This is a genomic window from Gaoshiqia sp. US2 (assembly GCF_059705485.1).
The window spans coordinates 146,977-165,619 of record NZ_AP048550.1 but is presented as its reverse complement, the minus strand read 5'-3'; the positions used below and the strand labels follow the sequence as shown (position 1 = coordinate 165,619).

At 35.8% G+C, this 18,643-nt stretch carries 16 protein-coding genes; 12 read left to right on the top strand and 4 right to left on the bottom strand.

Translation table 11 applies throughout. From position 1 onward, the window contains the following. Nucleotides 1–2 precede the first annotated feature (2 nt). The 12 genes from traN (at nucleotide 3) to AC6H3C_RS00585 (ending at nucleotide 13,758) form a co-directional block, all read left to right on the top strand. Nucleotides 3–806 carry a conjugative transposon protein TraN gene (gene traN / locus AC6H3C_RS00640; RefSeq protein WP_497518572.1) on the top strand — a complete coding sequence of 268 codons (804 nt, stop codon included), beginning with the start codon at nucleotides 3–5 and terminating at the stop codon, nucleotides 804–806. A 102-nt stretch (nucleotides 807–908) separates the two neighbouring features. Beyond that, on the top strand, nucleotides 909–2,891 hold the full coding sequence (locus AC6H3C_RS00635) for a type IV secretory system conjugative DNA transfer family protein (RefSeq protein WP_497518571.1): 1,983 nt from the start codon (nucleotides 909–911) through the stop codon (nucleotides 2,889–2,891). After that, entirely contained in the window at nucleotides 2,888–3,403 is a 516-nt protein-coding gene (locus AC6H3C_RS00630; protein ID WP_497518569.1) for a PH domain-containing protein, read from the top strand. Before AC6H3C_RS00635 ends, AC6H3C_RS00630 begins: the two co-directional genes overlap by 4 nt. Nucleotides 3,404–3,422: 19 nt before the next feature. Continuing rightward, nucleotides 3,423–4,106 carry a DUF3945 domain-containing protein gene (locus AC6H3C_RS00625; protein ID WP_497518568.1) on the top strand — a complete coding sequence of 228 codons (684 nt, stop codon included), beginning with the start codon at nucleotides 3,423–3,425 and terminating at the stop codon, nucleotides 4,104–4,106. A gap of 329 nt (nucleotides 4,107–4,435) precedes the next feature. Next, on the top strand, nucleotides 4,436–4,804 hold the full coding sequence (locus AC6H3C_RS00620) for a plasmid mobilization protein (RefSeq protein WP_497518567.1): 369 nt from the start codon (nucleotides 4,436–4,438) through the stop codon (nucleotides 4,802–4,804). Between the two features lie 34 nt (nucleotides 4,805–4,838). Beyond that, nucleotides 4,839–5,771 carry a relaxase/mobilization nuclease domain-containing protein gene (locus tag AC6H3C_RS00615; protein WP_497518566.1) on the top strand — a complete coding sequence of 311 codons (933 nt, stop codon included), beginning with the start codon at nucleotides 4,839–4,841 and terminating at the stop codon, nucleotides 5,769–5,771. A gap of 318 nt (nucleotides 5,772–6,089) precedes the next feature. Further along, the gene (locus AC6H3C_RS00610) at nucleotides 6,090–6,911 is read left to right on the top strand and encodes a type IV toxin-antitoxin system AbiEi family antitoxin domain-containing protein (RefSeq protein WP_497518565.1); all 822 of its coding nucleotides are present in this window, start codon (nucleotides 6,090–6,092) and stop codon (nucleotides 6,909–6,911) included. Then, nucleotides 6,908–7,711, top strand: a complete 804-nt coding sequence (locus tag AC6H3C_RS00605; RefSeq protein ID WP_497518564.1) for a nucleotidyl transferase AbiEii/AbiGii toxin family protein — start codon at nucleotides 6,908–6,910, stop codon at nucleotides 7,709–7,711. Before AC6H3C_RS00610 ends, AC6H3C_RS00605 begins: the two co-directional genes overlap by 4 nt. Before the next feature lie 41 nt (nucleotides 7,712–7,752). Further along, the gene (locus AC6H3C_RS00600) at nucleotides 7,753–10,074 is read left to right on the top strand and encodes a sensor histidine kinase (protein ID WP_497518562.1); all 2,322 of its coding nucleotides are present in this window, start codon (nucleotides 7,753–7,755) and stop codon (nucleotides 10,072–10,074) included. After that, a complete protein-coding gene (locus tag AC6H3C_RS00595; RefSeq protein WP_497518561.1) occupies nucleotides 10,064–11,161 on the top strand; it encodes a hypothetical protein in 1,098 nt (365 codons plus the stop codon). The genes AC6H3C_RS00600 and AC6H3C_RS00595 overlap by 11 nt, the downstream gene beginning before the upstream one ends. Continuing rightward, nucleotides 11,154–11,861 carry a hypothetical protein gene (locus AC6H3C_RS00590; RefSeq protein WP_497518560.1) on the top strand — a complete coding sequence of 236 codons (708 nt, stop codon included), beginning with the start codon at nucleotides 11,154–11,156 and terminating at the stop codon, nucleotides 11,859–11,861. The genes AC6H3C_RS00595 and AC6H3C_RS00590 overlap by 8 nt, the downstream gene beginning before the upstream one ends. A gap of 1 nt (nucleotide 11,862) precedes the next feature. Then, nucleotides 11,863–13,758, top strand: coding sequence for an Eco57I restriction-modification methylase domain-containing protein (locus AC6H3C_RS00585; protein WP_497518559.1), 1,896 nt, complete (start codon nucleotides 11,863–11,865; stop codon nucleotides 13,756–13,758). Between the two features lie 77 nt (nucleotides 13,759–13,835). Here the strand turns inward: AC6H3C_RS00585 and AC6H3C_RS00580 are convergent, their stop codons facing one another. The 4 genes from AC6H3C_RS00580 to AC6H3C_RS00565 are packed head-to-tail and all read right to left on the bottom strand — an operon-like array spanning nucleotide 13,836 to nucleotide 18,499. Continuing rightward, nucleotides 13,836–14,792: an NAD(P)-dependent oxidoreductase gene (locus AC6H3C_RS00580; protein ID WP_497518558.1), complete on the bottom strand. Its 957-nt coding sequence runs from the start codon at nucleotides 14,790–14,792 to the stop codon at nucleotides 13,836–13,838. Between the two features lie 28 nt (nucleotides 14,793–14,820). Next, a complete protein-coding gene (locus AC6H3C_RS00575; RefSeq protein WP_497518557.1) occupies nucleotides 14,821–15,897 on the bottom strand; it encodes an aminotransferase class I/II-fold pyridoxal phosphate-dependent enzyme in 1,077 nt (358 codons plus the stop codon). A 9-nt stretch (nucleotides 15,898–15,906) separates the two neighbouring features. Continuing rightward, a complete protein-coding gene (locus AC6H3C_RS00570; RefSeq protein ID WP_497518556.1) occupies nucleotides 15,907–16,911 on the bottom strand; it encodes a D-alanine--D-alanine ligase family protein in 1,005 nt (334 codons plus the stop codon). A gap of 49 nt (nucleotides 16,912–16,960) precedes the next feature. Next, entirely contained in the window at nucleotides 16,961–18,499 is a 1,539-nt protein-coding gene (locus tag AC6H3C_RS00565) for a B12-binding domain-containing radical SAM protein (RefSeq protein WP_497518554.1), read from the bottom strand. Nucleotides 18,500–18,643: the final 144 nt, after the last annotated feature.

The following is an 18,643-nucleotide window of genomic DNA, read 5'->3' as shown; positions in this document are numbered from 1 at the left end:
CCATGAAAACCTTTTTAATCATTTTGATTTGTTCACTGACCCAGATTTCAGTTAGCGCACAAAATATCTTAAAAATTTCTGATAGTAAAACCAGCCATCTGGTTTGCCCCGATAAAGTCAACTATATACAGGCTGGTGACTATTCGATAATCCAGGCAGAGGTTGTTCCCGAACTTTCAAACCTGATCCGGGTCAAAGCCGTGCAACCTTTTGACAAACCGACCTCCCTGACCGTTGTTTGTGCCGACAAGATTTATTCTTTCGAATTACAGTATGGCAACGATGCACCGATCACTTACCCGATTGAAGCTTTTGATTCGCAAAAGGCCATGACCTTTTCCGGTAAGATGATGCCAGACTATGTGCTGAAAGACCTTTGCAATCAGGTTTTGGAAAAGCACAGGCATAAGTTTGGCAAACGCCAATCGGAAAAAGACGGGATCAAGGTTCGTCTAAACTCGATCAGCCTGAAAAACGATGCGCTCTTTTTTGAACTTCAGGTTACCAATAAAACCAACATGGCGTATGATGTAGAAAGCTTTAACTTCTGGATTACCGATAAGAAAAAAGCCAAAGCAACCAATGTGCAAGAATACCAGGTTTTTCCGCAGTACCAGCAAAACAAGGTTCAACGAATTCCGGGCGAGGTTACTGTTCGGGAAGTATTTGTGATTGAAAAAATGACCATTCCTGATCAGCGTATCCTGAAGATCGAACTCAATGAAAAAGCTCTGGGCAACACCGGTCGAAAACTCAGCTTCAACCTGAAGAACAAGGATATTTTCAAAGCCAGATCCCTGAAATAAATCAAGCGAGAGGAAAATCCAATCATAAAACCACACACATTTCTTTACCCTGTTTCCCTGCGCTTCGCCGAAAGGGGACACAGGGGCTTTATAACCCTGAAAATGGAACACGAATCTCATGAACTGGTTAAATTGCATGAAGGCTTTCGGTTCTTCAGCTATGTACTTCTTTTTTTATCGATGTTCCTGACCCAGCTGAATTATTTTGTTCTGAAGGGAATACAAATACCTGCTTTTCATCCATTGGTTGAAAAGATGCAGAATCTGAAGTTCCTGGCAAGCCTTTATCCATCCAAGGTCATTTGTTTGGTTTTTCTAGCCATAACCTGTATCGGGACCAAGGCTCACAAAGACAGGGAATTGCTGGTTTCAACCATTGTCGGACAGACAATCGCCGGGTTAATCCTTTATTGGGGAAGCCTTATAGTTTTCAAATCGTTTCCGGCAGTTTACCTGACCCTGACGTTTTTTGGCTTTGTTCTCTTGAACATCGGATTTGACAACATCTCCAAGCTGATCAACGTCAATCTGATGAAAGACCGGTTTAATGTGGAGAACGAAAGTTTTCCACAGGAAGAAGTTTTAAGGAAGAACGAGTACTCTGTCAACCTGCCGACAGTTTACCAGCATAAAGGCAGCGAGCACAATGGTTGGATCAACATTGTCAATCCATTCCGGGCATCGATGGTTATTGGAACACCCGGTTCGGGAAAATCTTTTTCAGTTGTACTTCCATTTATTCGGCAGCATTTAAGAAAAGGGTTCTCGATGTGTGTCTATGATTTCAAGTATCCGGATTTATCCTTGGTTACTTATAACCATTTTCTGAAGGCAAAGAAAAGTGGGAAACTGCCAGAATCCACCCGGTTCTATGTGATCAATTTTGAGAACATTCAAAAATCTTTTCGCTGCAATCCTTTGGCGCCGGAGTGGATGGAAAGCCCCATTGATGCTTTTGAATCATCCCGGACGGTACTGTACAATCTGAACAGGGAATGGATACGCCAGCAGGGAGAGTTTTTCTCCGAATCCGCCGTTTCTTTTTTTGCAGCCGTGATCTGGTTTTTGAAAAAATACAAGGATGGTCGGTTTTGCACTTTGCCCCATGCCATTGAATTGCTTCAGATAGACTACGACGATCTGTTTGCGGTAATGGAACAGGAAAAAGATGTGGAAAACATCATCAACCCGTTTATCAATGCCCATAAACGTGGGGCAAGGGAGCAACTGGAAGGACAATTGGGAAGCCTTAAGATTGCCATTTCAAAGATCATCAGCCCGGAGATTTACTGGATCTGTTCTGGAAATGATTTCTCGCTGGACATCAATAACCCTGACTCTCCCAAAATCCTTTGCCTGGCAAACGATCCGCTTCGGGTAGAGATGTACGGTGCAGTACTGTCTCTTTACATCACCAGGATGCTGAAGGTTATTAATAGAAAAGGGCAACGGCCATCCTCACTGATCTTTGACGAGTTGCCTACTATTTATTTTCGGGGACTGGACACGTTGATTGCAACAGCAAGGAGTAACAGAATATCTACCTTATTGGGTGTCCAGACCATCGATCAACTGATCCGTGATTACGGGAAAGAACAGGCCAATGCTATCACCAGCAACATCGGCAATGTGTTTTGCGGACAGGCTGCCGGTGAGACTGCCAAGTTTATCCAGAACCGGATGGGCAAAATCCTTCAGGAACGCCAATCTGTCAATATTAACCGTAACACCCAATCCTCGACCTTTTCAACCCAACTGGACTTTCTGGTGCCTGAAGGGAAGATTGCCACTTTGCCGCAAGGATATATGGTTGGCCAGGTTGCCGACAACTTTGGAGAAGCCATCGCGCAGAAAAATTTTAATTGCCTGGTTCATGTTGATGTCAAAGCACAGCAGTGGGAGGAGGGCCGCTTTGTTCCCATCCCGGACTTTTACCGGTTTGACAATATCCCGGAAGTACTGGAACGCAACCGTACCAAAATCCAGAATGACATCCGGACTTTAACCATTTTGAGCTCAGAATCAGATCAAAAAGATCAATCAAATCCAAAATCTTTAACGAATAAAAAAATCCAAAAACAATGATTGAACAAACACTTTACTTCAAATGCAGGCCGTCTCAGCTTCTCAATCTGGAGAATTTCCTGCTGACTCTTTTATTTATTCCGGTAGTTATCCTGATGGATATGATGCTGAAAGAGCACTATCTGGCTTTTCTTCTTCCGGAAAAACTGGCTGTCCATGTGAACAGGCTTCCGGTGTATCTTTCAATTCTGGCAATGCTGAACCTGGTCTGGCAAATCCTGCGGGTTTATTATGTCCGCTATGAAATCGACCCCGAAGAATTAAGGTATTATTCCGGAGTTCTGACCCGCAAGCATGAGTTTATTGAGCTTTATCGTGTAAAGGATTTTTTAATAGAACGACCTTTGATTTACCGCATGTTCGGCCTTGGGAACCTGACTATCTATACCTCTGATAAGACTACACCGGTACTCCATCTGAATGCCATCAGTGAACCGGAAGAAAAATATACAATCCTTCGTGGTTTGGTGGAACTGAACCGCAGGGAGAAACATGTATTTGAAGTTGATTAACCTTTTAAAATTAAAAATCATGGAACAACAGAAAACACGCATGAGCATGGACCAGATTCCGTTTGACAAGCTCGAAAAAGTAGGTATTAAATCCGATCTGATTAAACAAATGGAAAAACAGGAAATGGCCGATTTTTTGAACGGATTCCGTTCGGACAAACTCTACACAGTCAATGCAAAGATCAATGGAGAGGATTACAGGATTCCGGCCAAAATCCGTTTGCAAAGCAATGAGGACGGATCGGTCGGGATTAAAGTTCACCCGATCCAGCGGCTGAATGTGCCGGATGAGTATATGGGGCATAAGTTTTCCAAGGAAGAAAAGGGAGCTTTGCTCAATGATAAAAATCTGGGCAAAACAGTGGAACTGACCGGACGGGATGGAAAGAAAGATAATTACTACCTGAGCATTGATTCCAAAACCAATGAGATGATACCCCTTCGCTCCAGTTATATTCAGGTGCCGGATAAAATTAAAGGAGCTAATCTTTCTTCCGAGCAAAAAGAAAAACTGGCAGCGGGAGAAAAAGTAACCGTGGACGGAATGACTGGCAAAAATGACAAGAAGTTTTCAGCCACGCTTCAGGTGGATGCGGCTAACCGGAATATCAGTTTCTCGCAGTTTAAGCAAGAGAAGGCTGAAGATTTAAAGATGGATGCCAAACAATCGGAAAAACAAGGGGCTAAACAGAAAGTCCATTGATTAAATAACAGGTCTCGTTTTCAAAACCGGAAGGGGAAATTCTGAAGTGCAGGTTTCCCTTTCTTTTTGGAAAGAAATGAAAAAATGAAGACGAAAGTTCAAAGAGAAAAAGCAAAGAATCAGGGAGGAAATCTAACTCAAAGTGGGGAATGCAAGATGTGTTTTTGTATGCACAAAAACCTTTCATCTTGCCCGAAGGGACAACAGGCCATTCCCCATCTTTTGGAAGCTGATTCCCCACTTTGAACCGATTTTAAAAGGAACAGAACAGGTCGTTGGTACCATGCAAACAAAAGAGAACACAGAAACAAGAATACAGAAAACAATTCATGCGCCCAAAGCTGTCCGATACTGACAAACGAACTGAGAAGCTAATTATCCGGTTGTCCAAGGAAGAGAAAATCAGACTGCAAAACCTGACCAAACAGGGAAAGTATGGTTGCATGAGTGATTTCATGCGAAATAAGATATTCGATCAATCCAAAAGGAAAACCCTTTCGCTCGACAATGAAGCCATAGAACAAATCAAAAACCTGGACTACGAATTGAATAGGATCGGGGTTAACCTGAATCAGCTTTCAAAAAGGATGAATTCGTTTTCGGGTTACAATGTCGGCGACAATGACCGGCAGCTGCTGAAGCGAGCATTTGAAATGATGCGACACTGTCTGATCGTCGTTCAAAAATTAATGCACTAATTTTCTTTCACAGACCCCTTAAAGCCTAAATATCATGATTATAAAAATCCACCAGGCTTGCAGCACAAAAAATGCGATGTTTTACAATGAGAGAAAAGTCGAACGACATTATGCAACCTTTTACCAGAGCAAAAACACGCCGGAGATCAATCCATTTTTCGGAGACAAGAATATTCGTTATCGGATTTTCAAAGAGATCGAGGATCGAAACACCCGGGTTCGAAAGCCCGGATTGCACATATCGGTTAATCCGACAGTCAGTGATTTAGTCCGGTTGGGTGATGCCGGTGTCAAAACTGAGATCGGTAACCTGATGAAACATTTAGGGTATGGGAACCAGCCTTACCTTGTATATAAACATGCCGATTTGGAGCGCGTGCATTTTCATATTGTATCTACCCGTATTGATTGTGATACCAGTAAAAAGATCAGTGATAGTTACGAAAAAGAAAAGACGCAACGGTTCATCAAAGAGCTGGAGCAGAAATATCAGCTTACTAAAGACGAACTACAGGAGAAAATGAACTATCGTTTTTCCGGTTCCAGCAAAAATCTGAAGCAGAATCTGGAAAGCTTATTTGGGCAACTTAATCGGATGGACTTTATCACCTCCAAAGAAATGTATGATCAAGCGCTGAAGTTGTTTAATGTGGAGGTCAGAAAAGCAGGTCGGGGATACTCTGCTTTAGTGACGGATGAAAATGGAAATCCGGTAAGGCATCCGGTAAGGATGTGGGATTTTAAGGAAAGACCAAGATTTTATTTGTCTGAGCAACAGACTTTAGATCAAAATGCAAAACTATATCTCAGTCCGGATCAAATAATATTAAGCTCTGGAGTTTTAAAAACACTGGTTTTGAAAGAATTGATACGACAAGTAAAAACACAATTGGATGATGGCTCAGGGTTCAAAAGCAAAAGGTATAACGATAAATTGAAAAAAAACAAATTCAGAAGAAAATTTTAGGGGTTAATTCAAAAGACGGAAAACATTCTTCAAGACAATAATCATATATGATAGTGGCATGTCAAATTTTTGGCAGCAATCTTAATTTGCTGCCAATTTATAGAAATTAAGATCAGAACAATTTTTCAAGAGGCAATGAGCAAGTATACATAGCATGAAATAACGGTAAGATTTTTGTACACGAGCTATCTTTCATATCTCAATAATAAGCTTATAGCTGACAAATAAACTATGAAAAAATAATTTATCTAAAGAATATAGTGTTTAATAAATTATTATTTGTATCATTGTAATGAGACGACATCTGACATTAGAGCTATGAGAAGTAAAAACATTTCAACTCAATCCAACGAACTTTTGACCCATTTTAATGGGATTGAGAAACCTTGCTTTAAAAGTTCAGAAGCATTTGAGATTCTATCTAAATCGTCAAAACCAACGGTAAATCAGCTTTTGAGCGATATGACAAAGCGCGGTTTATTGATGAGAATAAAAGATGGAGTATATTATATTATTCCCTATGAGAAAGACCCGGAAAGTTTTATGCCCGATTGGCACCTTCTGGCAGAAAATCTAGTAAATGGGGCAGATCACTACATCGGGTATTATTCAGCGCTTCAAATACACAACCTAATAACTCAACCTTCATTAAAGCAGCAAATCGTTGTTGCCAAACAAATTAGGCCTTCGACAATTAATGTAAAAGATGTTCCTTTTCAATTCATCTACCATAATCAAGATCACTTTTTTGGAGTAAAAAAAATGTGGGTTGACAACTTTCATAAGGTAAAATGTTCGGATTTAGAAAAAACATTTATTGACTGCCTTTTTAAACCAGATTATGCTGGTGGTATTGTAGAGATTGCCAGAGCAATCTACATATCAAAAGATAAAATACAGTTTGACAAATTAATTGAGTATACACAACAATTTAATTCTCAGGCAGTCATTAAAAGACTAGGGTTTTTATTGGAAACACTGGAAATTAATAATCCGATTGTTAATGATCTACAAAATTTAAAAACAGCATCGTATGTTGTTCTTGATACTGAATTGCCCAAGGAAGGAAAGCTGTTAAGCAAATGGAGTATTATGCAGAACATTGATATCGAAACGATAAAATCAGCTATTTACACATGATTAAACCAAGCGAAATACAAAATAAAGCACGAGCAGTTGTTGTGCGTGACCAACAAATTGAAAAGGATTATATCCTTTCTTGGATTTTACAAGGGGTTGCTGAAAATGAAAATTTAGCAAAATCTCTTGTGTTTAAAGGAGGAACAGTTTTGAAAAAGGCGTATTTTAAAGACTATCGCTTTTCAGAAGATCTTGATTTCACCTTATTAAATGATGAAATTACAAATGCCCAGATTTTTCAATGGTTTGAAGAGATATTTGGATATATACGGGAAGAGGCTAACATTCCTTTAGAAATAATTGACGATAATGAGCATGAAGATGGAGGCATTAACTTTTATATCAGCTACATAGGTCCATTAGGAGGGCAAGGTAACAATAAACGAGTTAAAGTAGATATTTCAAGAAGTGAGAAACTTGTATTTGCTCCTGTAATGCAAAATATGATTCTAAATTATACCGATCAGGAAGAACACAAACTTCTTTGCTATCCTTTGGAGGAAGTTTTAGTGGAAAAACTACGTTCGGTGATGCAGCGTATGCAGGCACGTGATTTTTACGATATTTGGTATTTGCTCGAAATTCATGGAATGAAAATAGAATTCTACGTTCCAGAATTTATGGCGAAATGTGAGAGCAAAGGATTAAACCCATTACAATTTAATGAAAAATTAGGGCAGAGAATGGCTTCATATAAAGGGAGATGGCAAAAATCAATGAATGATCAAATAAAGGATTTACCTGATTTTGATAAAGTGGAAAGGGAAGTTCAAAGACACCTTCGTAAAATGAATTTATAGTATTATCGTGAATATTAACAACAGAATTAATGCTGGATAATATGGATGAAAAACAAATAAGAGAAGAACTATCTAAAACGTTAGCAGACAATCCAACTAATTACAGTAAAATACTGGAGTTATCATCAAAACTAGCAAGTTTCGACAATGATAATATTAGATTCAGTGTGGATGCGGGTGTTATTGATCGGTTAGGTACAGAATTAGTTGCTCGGCAAGAAACTGCAGTTTCCGAACTGGTTAAAAATTCTTATGATGCTGACGCAAAAAAAGTCATACTTCGATTTGAGAATTCCGATTCAATCGGAGGGACACTTATAATTGATGATGACGGAATTGGGATGACCAGAGAGCAAATTTTAAATGGATTTATGCGAATCTCTTCAACGGATAAGCTACACAATCCTCTTTCTGAACGGTATAAAAGAAAGCGATCTGGACAAAAAGGAATTGGTCGATTTGCGGTTCAACGCCTTGGAGGTAAACTAACAATTACAACACAGACATTAATTAGTGAAAGAGCACTTGAATTAACAATTGAATGGGACAACTATAAAGGTGATATGGATTTGGTTAATATCACAAATAAAATTGCAGAAGTAGATAAACAAAAAGAAGAAGGGACTACCTTAAAAATTGAACATCTAAGAGATCGATGGTCGCAAGCTTCAATTAAAAGAATTTATAGATATGTCAGTGATATAATTCAACCATTCCCTTTATCAATAGAAAAGGAAGCAGAGGATGCAAGTAGATTATCTCAAACAAGTGATCCCGGGTTTAAAACAATTTTCAAAAAATCTGATGGAAATAAATTAATCACAATTGCAGATGAACGGAGTATGATTTACGATCATGCTTTAGCTGTTATTGAAGGTTGGATTGACGAAAATGGTCATGGATTGTATTCTGTTGAGAGTAAAAAACTTGAGATAAATGAAATTGGTCAAATTGGAAGTGATCCTGATAATGAAGATACTCCATTTACCCAATTAAAAAACATAAAATTCAGAGCCTACTATTACATTTATGGGTTGGATTTAATCCCTAAAATGCATGAGTCCAGTATAAGGAGTTTAGCTCGGACACAAAGTGGAATTAGGCTTTACAGAAATGGATTTAGGGTTTTGCCCTATGGAGAACCCAGTGATGACTGGCTTCGGTTAGATGCATCAATAAGACAACGATCTTTGCTTCCAGTGCATGGAAACTTTAACTTTTTTGGATTCGTCGAGCTGAATGATAAGAATAAGGTTTTTAATGAAACGTCAAGTAGAGAGGGATTAATGGAAAATGAGGCATTAATACAACTTAAGAACTTCGTTTACAGAACAATTCTTACTGGTGTCATTAAAACCGCAGAAGTAAGAAATGTTAAGATAGTTTCAGGTCAAAGAGAGGAAAAAGGAATTTATGAAAAAATTAATGTCCGTATCAAAGATATTGCATTTACATTAGAAGCATTAGATAGGGAATTAGAGAAGGAAGAAGGTAATGTACAAGTAAAACAACAAAGAAAAAAGAAATTACAAAAATTACAGGCTGATATTAAAGAAGTCGTGAAGCTCCAAAAAGAAGAGCAAAGTAAGGTTCTTAAAGAAAAGTCGATGTTACGCGTGTTAAGTAGTGTAGGCATAACGATTGGACAATTCATACATGAAGTTAGAGACTATATAATTAATATGGAATCTGATATTAATTTTCTGATTGAAAAACTGCAAGCTGACAATATATCCTTACAACGAGTTTTAATACTTGAGAAGAATGTTGCTTCATTTCAAACATACACATCATATTTTGATGGTGTAATTTCGCAAAATGTTATTCGTGAGTTAAGACCGATTGAACTGCAGAATACCATTGAGAAGTTTTGGAATGCAATACACCATGATGCAGAAAAGAGCGATATAACTTTTCTTTTGCCACAACGAAATGGGCGGCATTACCTTTATACAGTACCAATGCACCCTTCAGAATGGTCTTCAATATTGTTCAATTTCTATACAAATTCGAAAAAGGCTATAAAGAGAACAAAAAGGCCAGGAAAAATAAATATAGAATGTGGATTTTCTGAGAATAATATTTATCTAGAGTTTTCTGATACTGGCGATGGCATTTCAGAAGAAAATGAAGAAAAGATATTTGATGAATTTTTTACAACAACTTCACCTAATAGTCTTGATAACGTTAATATAAGTAATGAAATAACAGGAACAGGTCTCGGTTTAAAAATAGTTAAAGATATTGTTTCTAGTTATCGAGGTAGCATTCAAGTAGTTTCACCGAAAGAAGGTTTTAATACATGTTTACGAGTTGAAATAGCAAAAGCAAACGATAAAGAATTAGATGATTATGGCTTATAAAATATTGTATATAGAAGATCAAGATCCTAGCAGTCGCATTAGTGATTTTGAAGAATTGGGATTTAATGTAAATTCCCTTGACCCTTCTTCTGACATTAGTAAGATCTTAGATAAAATTAATCAATACCAACCAAACGTTTTGGTTCTAGATTATAAGTTAACCGAAGGTGCTAATAATGCTTGTTATGATGCCCCTACTATTGCCCAAACTTTGAGATCGATGCATTCATTTGACCACCTTGAAATTCCTATAATTCTAATGTCAAATCAAGAAGTTATTACAGATTATTACAAAAAAGATTTTACCAGTCAGGATTTATTCGATTTTGTATTTACAAAAAAAGAGTTTAATGATAATAAAAAAGGGTTTGGACATAAGTTAAAATCCTTTATCAACTCATATGAAAAGATTAAAGCAACTGATTTGATCTCTGCTGATTTTGAAACTATTAATTCAAAGATTGCAGTAATATTAAACGTTGAAAATGATTTAATACATTCAAGAATTACTTTAAAGATACTAAACATAAAAGATAATGTTTTTTCAATTAGTAATTTTATATATTCTAAGATTATCCGCTCCATTGGGGTTTTAATTGGAGAGGATTTATTGTCTGCTAGGCTTGGCATATCAAAGACTTCTGTCAACTGGGATAAGATATTAGAAAGCTTAAACGACTGTGCTTATACTGGTGTTTTTTCAGATATCCACCATCGTTGGTGGATGAATAAAGTAGATACATGGTGGAAAGAAACGATAAAATGTGAAACTCCATTGCGTCGGTTAAATGCAGAAGAAAGAGTGGCAATTATTAAAGATAAACTTTCGCTGGATAATTTATTGGTTGTTGAAAAAACACCTCAATCAAAGAGTACTAACTTTTGGACTATTTGTAAATATTCCAACGCACCTATAGACCCTTTTGATGGCATAGAATTATTAAAAGAATATTTGCCATGGCAAGAAAAAGAATATTTGAGTTTTGATTCTGCATTAGAAAAGTTGGAAGACTTTAAAAATTTAGTAAGTCAGATTGATAAAAAAGCTGTTCGTGAATTAGTTAATAAATTAAGAGCAAATGACTAGTTGGAATTTGAGAAATTTTCAAAATGATTTGTCTCTCTTTATTTCGTTAATTGATTTTCATGGAGTTACAGGTGATTTTCAAAAATTACGAGATTTGCGAGAGGATTTAGACAATAAAGATCTAGTTGAATACGAGGTTAATGATATTTGTTTTTATATCAGAGGACCTATTGCAGGAACACAGCCTGATAATATGAATTATTTTCAGCTCAAGTTTAGTAATATGTTAATGGTTAAAGATAATTTGACACAAGATGAAGATCCTCTTTTTGGTTATTATTTAGATCTCTTTATTGAAGCTTATAAAACTGAACAGAATACGACTAAATCACTTTGCTCTAGTTGGCATTTGGATAGGCATTTCAATACTCAAAATGTTAAATATACTCATCCCACATATCATTTTCAATTTGGTGGCAAGAAAATGGAACTAATCGATGAAGAAATGTCTGTTTTATCTTGTCCTAGAATACCACACCCTCCCATGGATATTTTTTTAGGTTTTCATTTTATTCTTTCAAATTTCTTTAACAATAGAAACTTTCCATTTGTAAATTCTTTACTTTATGACTACGAGTACAAAGAAATTATAAAAAGAGCACAAGAAAGATTATGGACACCTTATTTTAATGGATTTAATCCAGCCTGTACTCATCAAGATTTTACAATAAATAAAATGTTCCCGCTGTACATTAATTAGTATGAATCAAAATCTACTAAAATACTTAAATGGTTATTCATATAATACAGGCGATGTAAATCGTCTTTTGGTATCCTCGTTCCTGGTAATTAATAATATCTCAATAGTTCAAAATAACTTCATAAGTAATTATTTTATATCGGAAGGTGAAGAATTTAAACAACTCAGCAAATTTAATTCACTATTTCAGAATGATTCATTTAGTTTAGAAGACTTAATAAGGCTTTTTGAATTTGTGATTTCACCTGCTGATAAAGAAGTAAATGGGGCTGTTTATACACCTCAGTATATACGAGAATATATTGTAGCTGAGGCTATAAATAAAGTTAGAGAGCGTGAGTCTATCTCTAATCTTAAGTTCGGGGATATCGCTTGCGGTTGTGGAGGTTTTTTTATAACCATTGTAAATACAATTAGGCAGAACACCAATAAAAGCTACTTTGAAATTTTTAAAGACAACATTTTCGGGTTGGATATTCAATCATACAGCATTGAAAGAACTAAGATATTACTTTCATTATTAGCTATTTTAAACGGTGAAGATTGTACTGAATTTGATTTTAACTTATTTCTAGGAAATGCTTTAGATTTTGAATGGAAATCTGTACCTGCAATTAATGAGAATAATGGATTTGATATTATTGTTGGTAATCCTCCTTATGTTGGATCAACCAAAATTGATGATGAATCGAAGCAATTATTAAAAAAATGGAGTGTATCTTCCACCGGAAAATCCGATTTATACATCCCATTCTTCGAAATCGGAATGGAGAACTTGAATAATACGGGTATTCTTGGTTATATTACGGTAAACACTTTTTATAGAAGCCTAAATGGCAGAAGCGTAAGAAGTTATTTCTCGAGAAATAAGTTCGACTTATCGATAGTCGATTTCGGCGGCGAACAATTATTCAAAAAAAGATCAACTTACACCTGTATCTGTATTATTGGTAAAACTCCCGCGAAAAGTATTTCTTATGTCAAAACCGCAAGTGACAATATTGGTAATCTTAAATCCAAGGACTTCATTTCAATTAAATATGAAAGCCTAAATGATTTCGATGGGTGGCATTTAATTTCAGAAAAGAAAAAGAAAGTCATTTCCAAAATTGAAAATACAGGAGTTCCACTTGGAAAAAAGTTTGAAATAAGAAATGGGTTTGCAACTCTTCACAACGATTTATATGTGTTTAAGCCAACACAGGAGTCAGAAGACTTTTATTTCCTTGAAAAAGGGGGCAAAGAATTCAAAATAGAAAAAGGCATTTGCAGGAACGCAATTAAACCAAACACCTTAAAATCTGAATCAGAAATTGAAAAAAACACTGAAAAATTGATTTTTCCGTATAAAGTAATGAATGGGGAAGTTGATTTATTTGAAGAAGTCATAAAAACTCTAAAAATTATTGACGAAGATGTTTTTCAAAAGGCTCATCCGAATGCTTATAAGTACCTTTTGTTCCATAAGGATGAATTGTCAAAACGTGATAAAGGAGAAGGAGATTATGAAACATGGTATGCTTTTGGACGAAATCAAGCTTTAACACTTCATGGCTATAAATTGCTCTTTCCATACATTTCCAGTGCTCCTTGTTTTGTCTTTACTGAAGATAAAGATTTCCTGTTCTATAATGGTTATGCAATTCTATCAGATTCAATAATAGAATTAAAGGTTCTTCAAAAGATATTAATGTCAAAAATATTTTGGTACTACATTAAGTACACTAGTAAACCTTATTCCGGAAAATTCTTCTCACTAGCTAAAAACTATGTCAAGAATTTTGGAGTCTGTGATTTAACAATACAAAACAAGGCGAAACTACTAGATTTAAAAGAACCAAATGAAATTGATGATTTTTTAATGTATATATATGATATACAGACAGATGAGATGTGATAATAACCAACTGGCACAATGTGATCTGTGAAGAAACCATTGCAGATGCGATTCTGTACCGATTAGTACCTTATAATTCAATATTCTTGTTCACGATTAATCGCATATCTCGGTGTTTTTAAATTAATAATATCTAGTAAACATTCAGTTACTTGTTCAACTACCTTAACTCTGCTAGTTTCGCACGCTATATGCGGAGTGACTAATATACGCGGATCGTCCCAAAATGGATTGTTTTTTATTAAAGGTTCTTTTCGAAAAACATCTAGTGAAGCTGCTGACAATTTACCCCTATCAAGCGCTTCTATTAGATCTTCATCAACAAGATGATCACCCCGGCCAACTTGAATAAGAACACTCTTATTAGGCATCAATGAAAATAAACTAGCATTAAGTATAGAACATGTTGCTTTTGTCAGAGGTAAAAGATTGATTAATATATTAGAATTTGCTGCTGTATTTTGGATACTTTTTTCCCCAGATTCGATAATTAGTCCGTGATAACCAGAATCATTTCGTTTTGTTCGACATGCCACAATGACATGATAACCAAGCGACAATAATGCTTTTGCGGTAGCTTGCCCCATAGTACCAAAACCTAAAATTCCTATTTTGCAATCCTTTAAAGGCACACTATCTACCCAATTCCACGTATGATTATTTTCATTGAGCAAATATTGCTTCATTCTCCTGTGATACCAGACGACTTGCCAAGCAACAAATCCTGCCATTGAAAATGCTTGTTGTGGATCTCTAACACGAGTAACAATGGCATCATCACTTAAACTTGGGCATCTTAAAATACTATCAACGCCAGCTCCGATAGATGAGACCATTTCAATATTCGGATAAGGGGTAAATGCATCGTCCGGGGGGTCCCAACTTAAAGCAAATCTGATCTTTAAAGGATCTGAAATCTCATTAGGGTCTTTAAGCACAAGAATATTAGATACAGATTGGAATTCTCTATCAAATTGCTCCTTTAAATTACCTAACGAACTTAAATAAACTCCTTCTATAGGTTGTGAATACATTTTTAACAGAAAATTATATTTTCAAAGTTTATATTGGTATATTAAATAACACATTAATTGATGGAGAAAGAAGATTAATTTTCATATAACCTGGATGATTTTGTAAATCAAAAAATTTTCCATCCATTACTAAATATCCATCAGGCAATAGGCCTTTAGTTTTTTCAAACACAAAATATCCACATTCAGGCGATATTTCTGATTCAATAATTTTGTGTGCACGAAGATACTTATGTCTTGCAAGTACATCCTGCATCAGTTTGTTTGGTATATTTCTATCAATAATTGCATTAATTGCTTCATGCGCAAAGATAATTGAGTCTGCAGATGCAGGCCCGGCCACATTTGCATATGACCATGCCATACCTCGTTCATGGGACGCAGGTAAAAGTAGATAGGAAAACCTATACCCATGTATTGACAACTGCTTTGAAGGACACACTAAACGAAATGTAAAAGCCGAATCAAGCATAGCTGTGCTTTCATGTAAAACACCGTCCCAAGGTAGATATTGTAGGCTACCATCAATAAAAACGAGAGACGAAGTCCTTTTCTGCCAGTTGGCAACTTCACTTATTGTCTCATCATCAATTTTAGTACCAGTATACCAGATTGGATCTGTTAGAAAAAGAACACTTGCGGTTTCTTCTGGAAGTTTTAACGAGAAATCTTTTTCAAAAGGCTGCTTTGTTGAAACTGGAATTGGTTGAATATCATATAATTCAAAAGCTATATGAAGGGTAAAGTAAATAGGAGAGATATAATATATCCTTTTAACTCCAAGTCTTTTAAGATAAGTAACAAAAGCATATAGAAGAGAAGTGGAACCACTAGCACAAAGCACTCTTTGAGGGCGAATACCATCAAACGAGGTATGTAGATTAAGAATTTTTTCTGGAAGCTCTTCATCTTCGTCAAAATATTGATATTTGCAATAGTCAACATAATTTGAGCGTTCCTTTACTGATGCAAGAAGATTAGTAGCATATGGATTATCACATTGCCAACCCGAAAGAAAATGTCCTGCATCTCCATCATTTAATTCAAAGGCAAGCTTTTCGTAATAGAAATTTAGCTTCGCCGAACTATTTTTCTGTTTTGACATCTTCCTATTTCAAAGTTTATAATTTTTGAGCGTTGACTGTATTATGCAATCCAGTAATTCTGCAGGGGGACAGCCAGTTGCATTAAAACTGCCCAAAAACATTGATTCTAGAGACATATGTATATCAGGTGTTAACTCAATCATGACAAAACCATCCTCATTAAGTCGTCCATCAAGCCTCATAATATTTACCTTGCCTAACTTACTAAGTAGTCTTTCAGTCAATGTCCAAATATCTTGAACAATTGTATCCTGCAAAATTGAAATATTCCATGTTGGCGACTCTATAATCTTTTCTTCAAAAGTAAAAAGGCGATTGTAGAAAGGAGATTTACCATCTTGCCCCCTGTAGTTTCCAACACATTTCTTGACAATTGTCCCTTCCTTTTCAACAAGAGAAAGTGATATTTCGTCACCATGTATAAACTCTTCGCAAACAACTGGTCCTAAGCCTCTAGTAAATAAGTTTGCAGCTTTAGTGCGTGCAAGATCTTCGTCATAACAGAGTGATGATTCGTCTATTCCGATTGAACAAGCACCATAAAGAGGTTTAACAACAAACGGATAACGTAACTGAGATAAAGGTCTAAAGGAGCTTAGATCATTCTTAGACCAAATTACAATTTCATTTGGAACATTTATACCTATAGTACTTGCTAATATTTTGCTTAATGACTTGTCTTGGCATACAGTCTGAACATATGCATCTCCTCCAATAAATGGAATATTGCGAGCTTCACAATAGGCTGGAACAATAGCTGTCCGATTTCTGGAAGCACCACCTCTCCATAGTGGAAATACTAATACATCTTTATTATCGAAACCAGATTCAATAAAACGACTAACATTATCACAGACATCTACTTTATAACCTGCTTCATTAATCCATCTTACGAGATTTATAACTTCACTTTTACTTGGATTATCCTCATCAAATACAGATCGTTCAACATTACAATCTGAGTCATCTACAACATCACCAACAAGTAATATTTTAATCTTATCATTGATCATATCTTTTGTTTTTAAGATAAAAATGAACTAAATAAACATTAACTATATTTTAATCAAGAAGTTGAATGAATGGAGAATCATTTGTTTGAAGCCCCAGTTGAAGCCTCCAACTAGTAACAAAATCCTTAATTTCTTTGAAACTCATTCCCTCAGATACTTCATAATGATAACTAAAATCATCATCTAAATAATACATATCAGACCAATCTATTGATGAAATACCATAATCTTCAAAATTTTCTGCAATTGGTGTATTGCCCATCAATGCAAAACGATAAAGACGAACTTCTACTTTATTCACTGATCCTTCAAGAACAATCAAATCTTTTAAAAATTCAATAGTTTCCATAGCCTCTTCTTTTGTCTCACCTGGAAAGCCTATAAATAAAGTCAAAAACAATCCTATATCTGCTAAAGAGAACGCATTTAATAATAAGTCGATATCTTGGCGAGTTTGCATCTTATTCATTCTCTTAAGAACACGCTGACTAGCTGATTCTACTCCTAATAGTATACATTCACAGCCAGATTGCTTCATCATCTCTAGTACGCCATTGTCGGCAAATCTTTTGTCTACGCAAGACCATGCACTCCATTTGATTTCCAACTTTGATTTTAAAATTTCTTCTGAGAATTTTTTTAAGTAAGCTGGCGGTAACGAATCACTACACAATTCAAACCTTGATCCACTTCCTTTCTTGATAAGCCCATTTATGTGTTCTACCAATTCCTCTGGTTTCAGTACAATATATTGATGCTTTTGTAATGTTCCAGTAGGCATACTGGGATAGACACAGAATGCACATTTTCCCCAATAACAACCAATTGAAGGGCGTATAGGAAAGTTGGGATCAAATTCACGATGAAGTGTTGGTCGTCCATAGTTTGGAATCGTTAGCAAGTTTGACTTATCAGGTTTCCAAACATTAGCATTTAATTGGAAGCCATCTGTGTTTGAAAGATATAGATTAGGAACATTCTTCAAATCTTTTTTGTCTTCTAGACAAAGAAGAAGTTGTGCTAGTGGCTCCTCTCCATAACCAGGGATAATACCATCAACTATTGAAGTTATTTCATCTATAGTGATGATGAATGTGATAAATGACGTAATCATTGGTCCACCTAGAACTACAAAAAGATCAGGATTTAATTGTTTCGCAATACGTGCAAGTATAAGACTATGATAAAATTGTGATGGAAATCCAATCGAGAAACCGATAATTTTAGTATTCGGTAAAGTAGAGATTGGCAACAGTTTACTCAGCGACAATGCAATCGAAGAATCAAAACTCTCGTTTAAGGCGGAATTTGCAATCGATCGTAAAGATATACCCTCTTGATCAAAGACCGAAATCGTCCAGCCAAAAGAATTCTTAATATTTAAATCAATATTACTGTCGAGCGTTGTTACAGGAGAATATACTAAATCAACAAAACGCATCCCTTTGTCCTGAAGAAAGCCTTTGAGTATTGCAATTCCATCAGGTTCAAAACGACAAAAGAATCGATCATTCTTAACGACCTCTGGTGGAAAAACAAGAATTATATGAGATAGAATATTATTAAAATTTTTATTTAATCCATTCATTTCTTTTCCTATAATGTGTAATATTCATTGGACTTGAAAATTTAAAATGGGGAGAAGCAAAAAATGAACCTTTCCCGGGTTGTCTGGAGTTGTCTACAGTTTAGTCTGATTTAACTTTTTTCCGTCAGCTTATTTATTATAATG

Coding starts and splice junctions, on each gene's coding strand:
- traN (WP_497518572.1), top strand. CDS start 3: ATGAAAACCTTTTTAATCATTTTGATTTGTTCACTGACCCAGATTTCA.
- AC6H3C_RS00635 (WP_497518571.1), top strand. CDS start 909: ATGGAACACGAATCTCATGAACTGGTTAAATTGCATGAAGGCTTTCGG.
- AC6H3C_RS00630 (WP_497518569.1), top strand. CDS start 2,888: ATGATTGAACAAACACTTTACTTCAAATGCAGGCCGTCTCAGCTTCTC.
- AC6H3C_RS00625 (WP_497518568.1), top strand. CDS start 3,423: ATGGAACAACAGAAAACACGCATGAGCATGGACCAGATTCCGTTTGAC.
- AC6H3C_RS00620 (WP_497518567.1), top strand. CDS start 4,436: ATGCGCCCAAAGCTGTCCGATACTGACAAACGAACTGAGAAGCTAATT.
- AC6H3C_RS00615 (WP_497518566.1), top strand. CDS start 4,839: ATGATTATAAAAATCCACCAGGCTTGCAGCACAAAAAATGCGATGTTT.
- AC6H3C_RS00610 (WP_497518565.1), top strand. CDS start 6,090: ATGAGAAGTAAAAACATTTCAACTCAATCCAACGAACTTTTGACCCAT.
- AC6H3C_RS00605 (WP_497518564.1), top strand. CDS start 6,908: ATGATTAAACCAAGCGAAATACAAAATAAAGCACGAGCAGTTGTTGTG.
- AC6H3C_RS00600 (WP_497518562.1), top strand. CDS start 7,753: ATGGATGAAAAACAAATAAGAGAAGAACTATCTAAAACGTTAGCAGAC.
- AC6H3C_RS00595 (WP_497518561.1), top strand. CDS start 10,064: ATGGCTTATAAAATATTGTATATAGAAGATCAAGATCCTAGCAGTCGC.
- AC6H3C_RS00590 (WP_497518560.1), top strand. CDS start 11,154: ATGACTAGTTGGAATTTGAGAAATTTTCAAAATGATTTGTCTCTCTTT.
- AC6H3C_RS00585 (WP_497518559.1), top strand. CDS start 11,863: ATGAATCAAAATCTACTAAAATACTTAAATGGTTATTCATATAATACA.
- AC6H3C_RS00580 (WP_497518558.1), bottom strand. CDS start 14,792: ATGTATTCACAACCTATAGAAGGAGTTTATTTAAGTTCGTTAGGTAAT.
- AC6H3C_RS00575 (WP_497518557.1), bottom strand. CDS start 15,897: ATGTCAAAACAGAAAAATAGTTCGGCGAAGCTAAATTTCTATTACGAA.
- AC6H3C_RS00570 (WP_497518556.1), bottom strand. CDS start 16,911: ATGATCAATGATAAGATTAAAATATTACTTGTTGGTGATGTTGTAGAT.
- AC6H3C_RS00565 (WP_497518554.1), bottom strand. CDS start 18,499: ATGAATGGATTAAATAAAAATTTTAATAATATTCTATCTCATATAATT.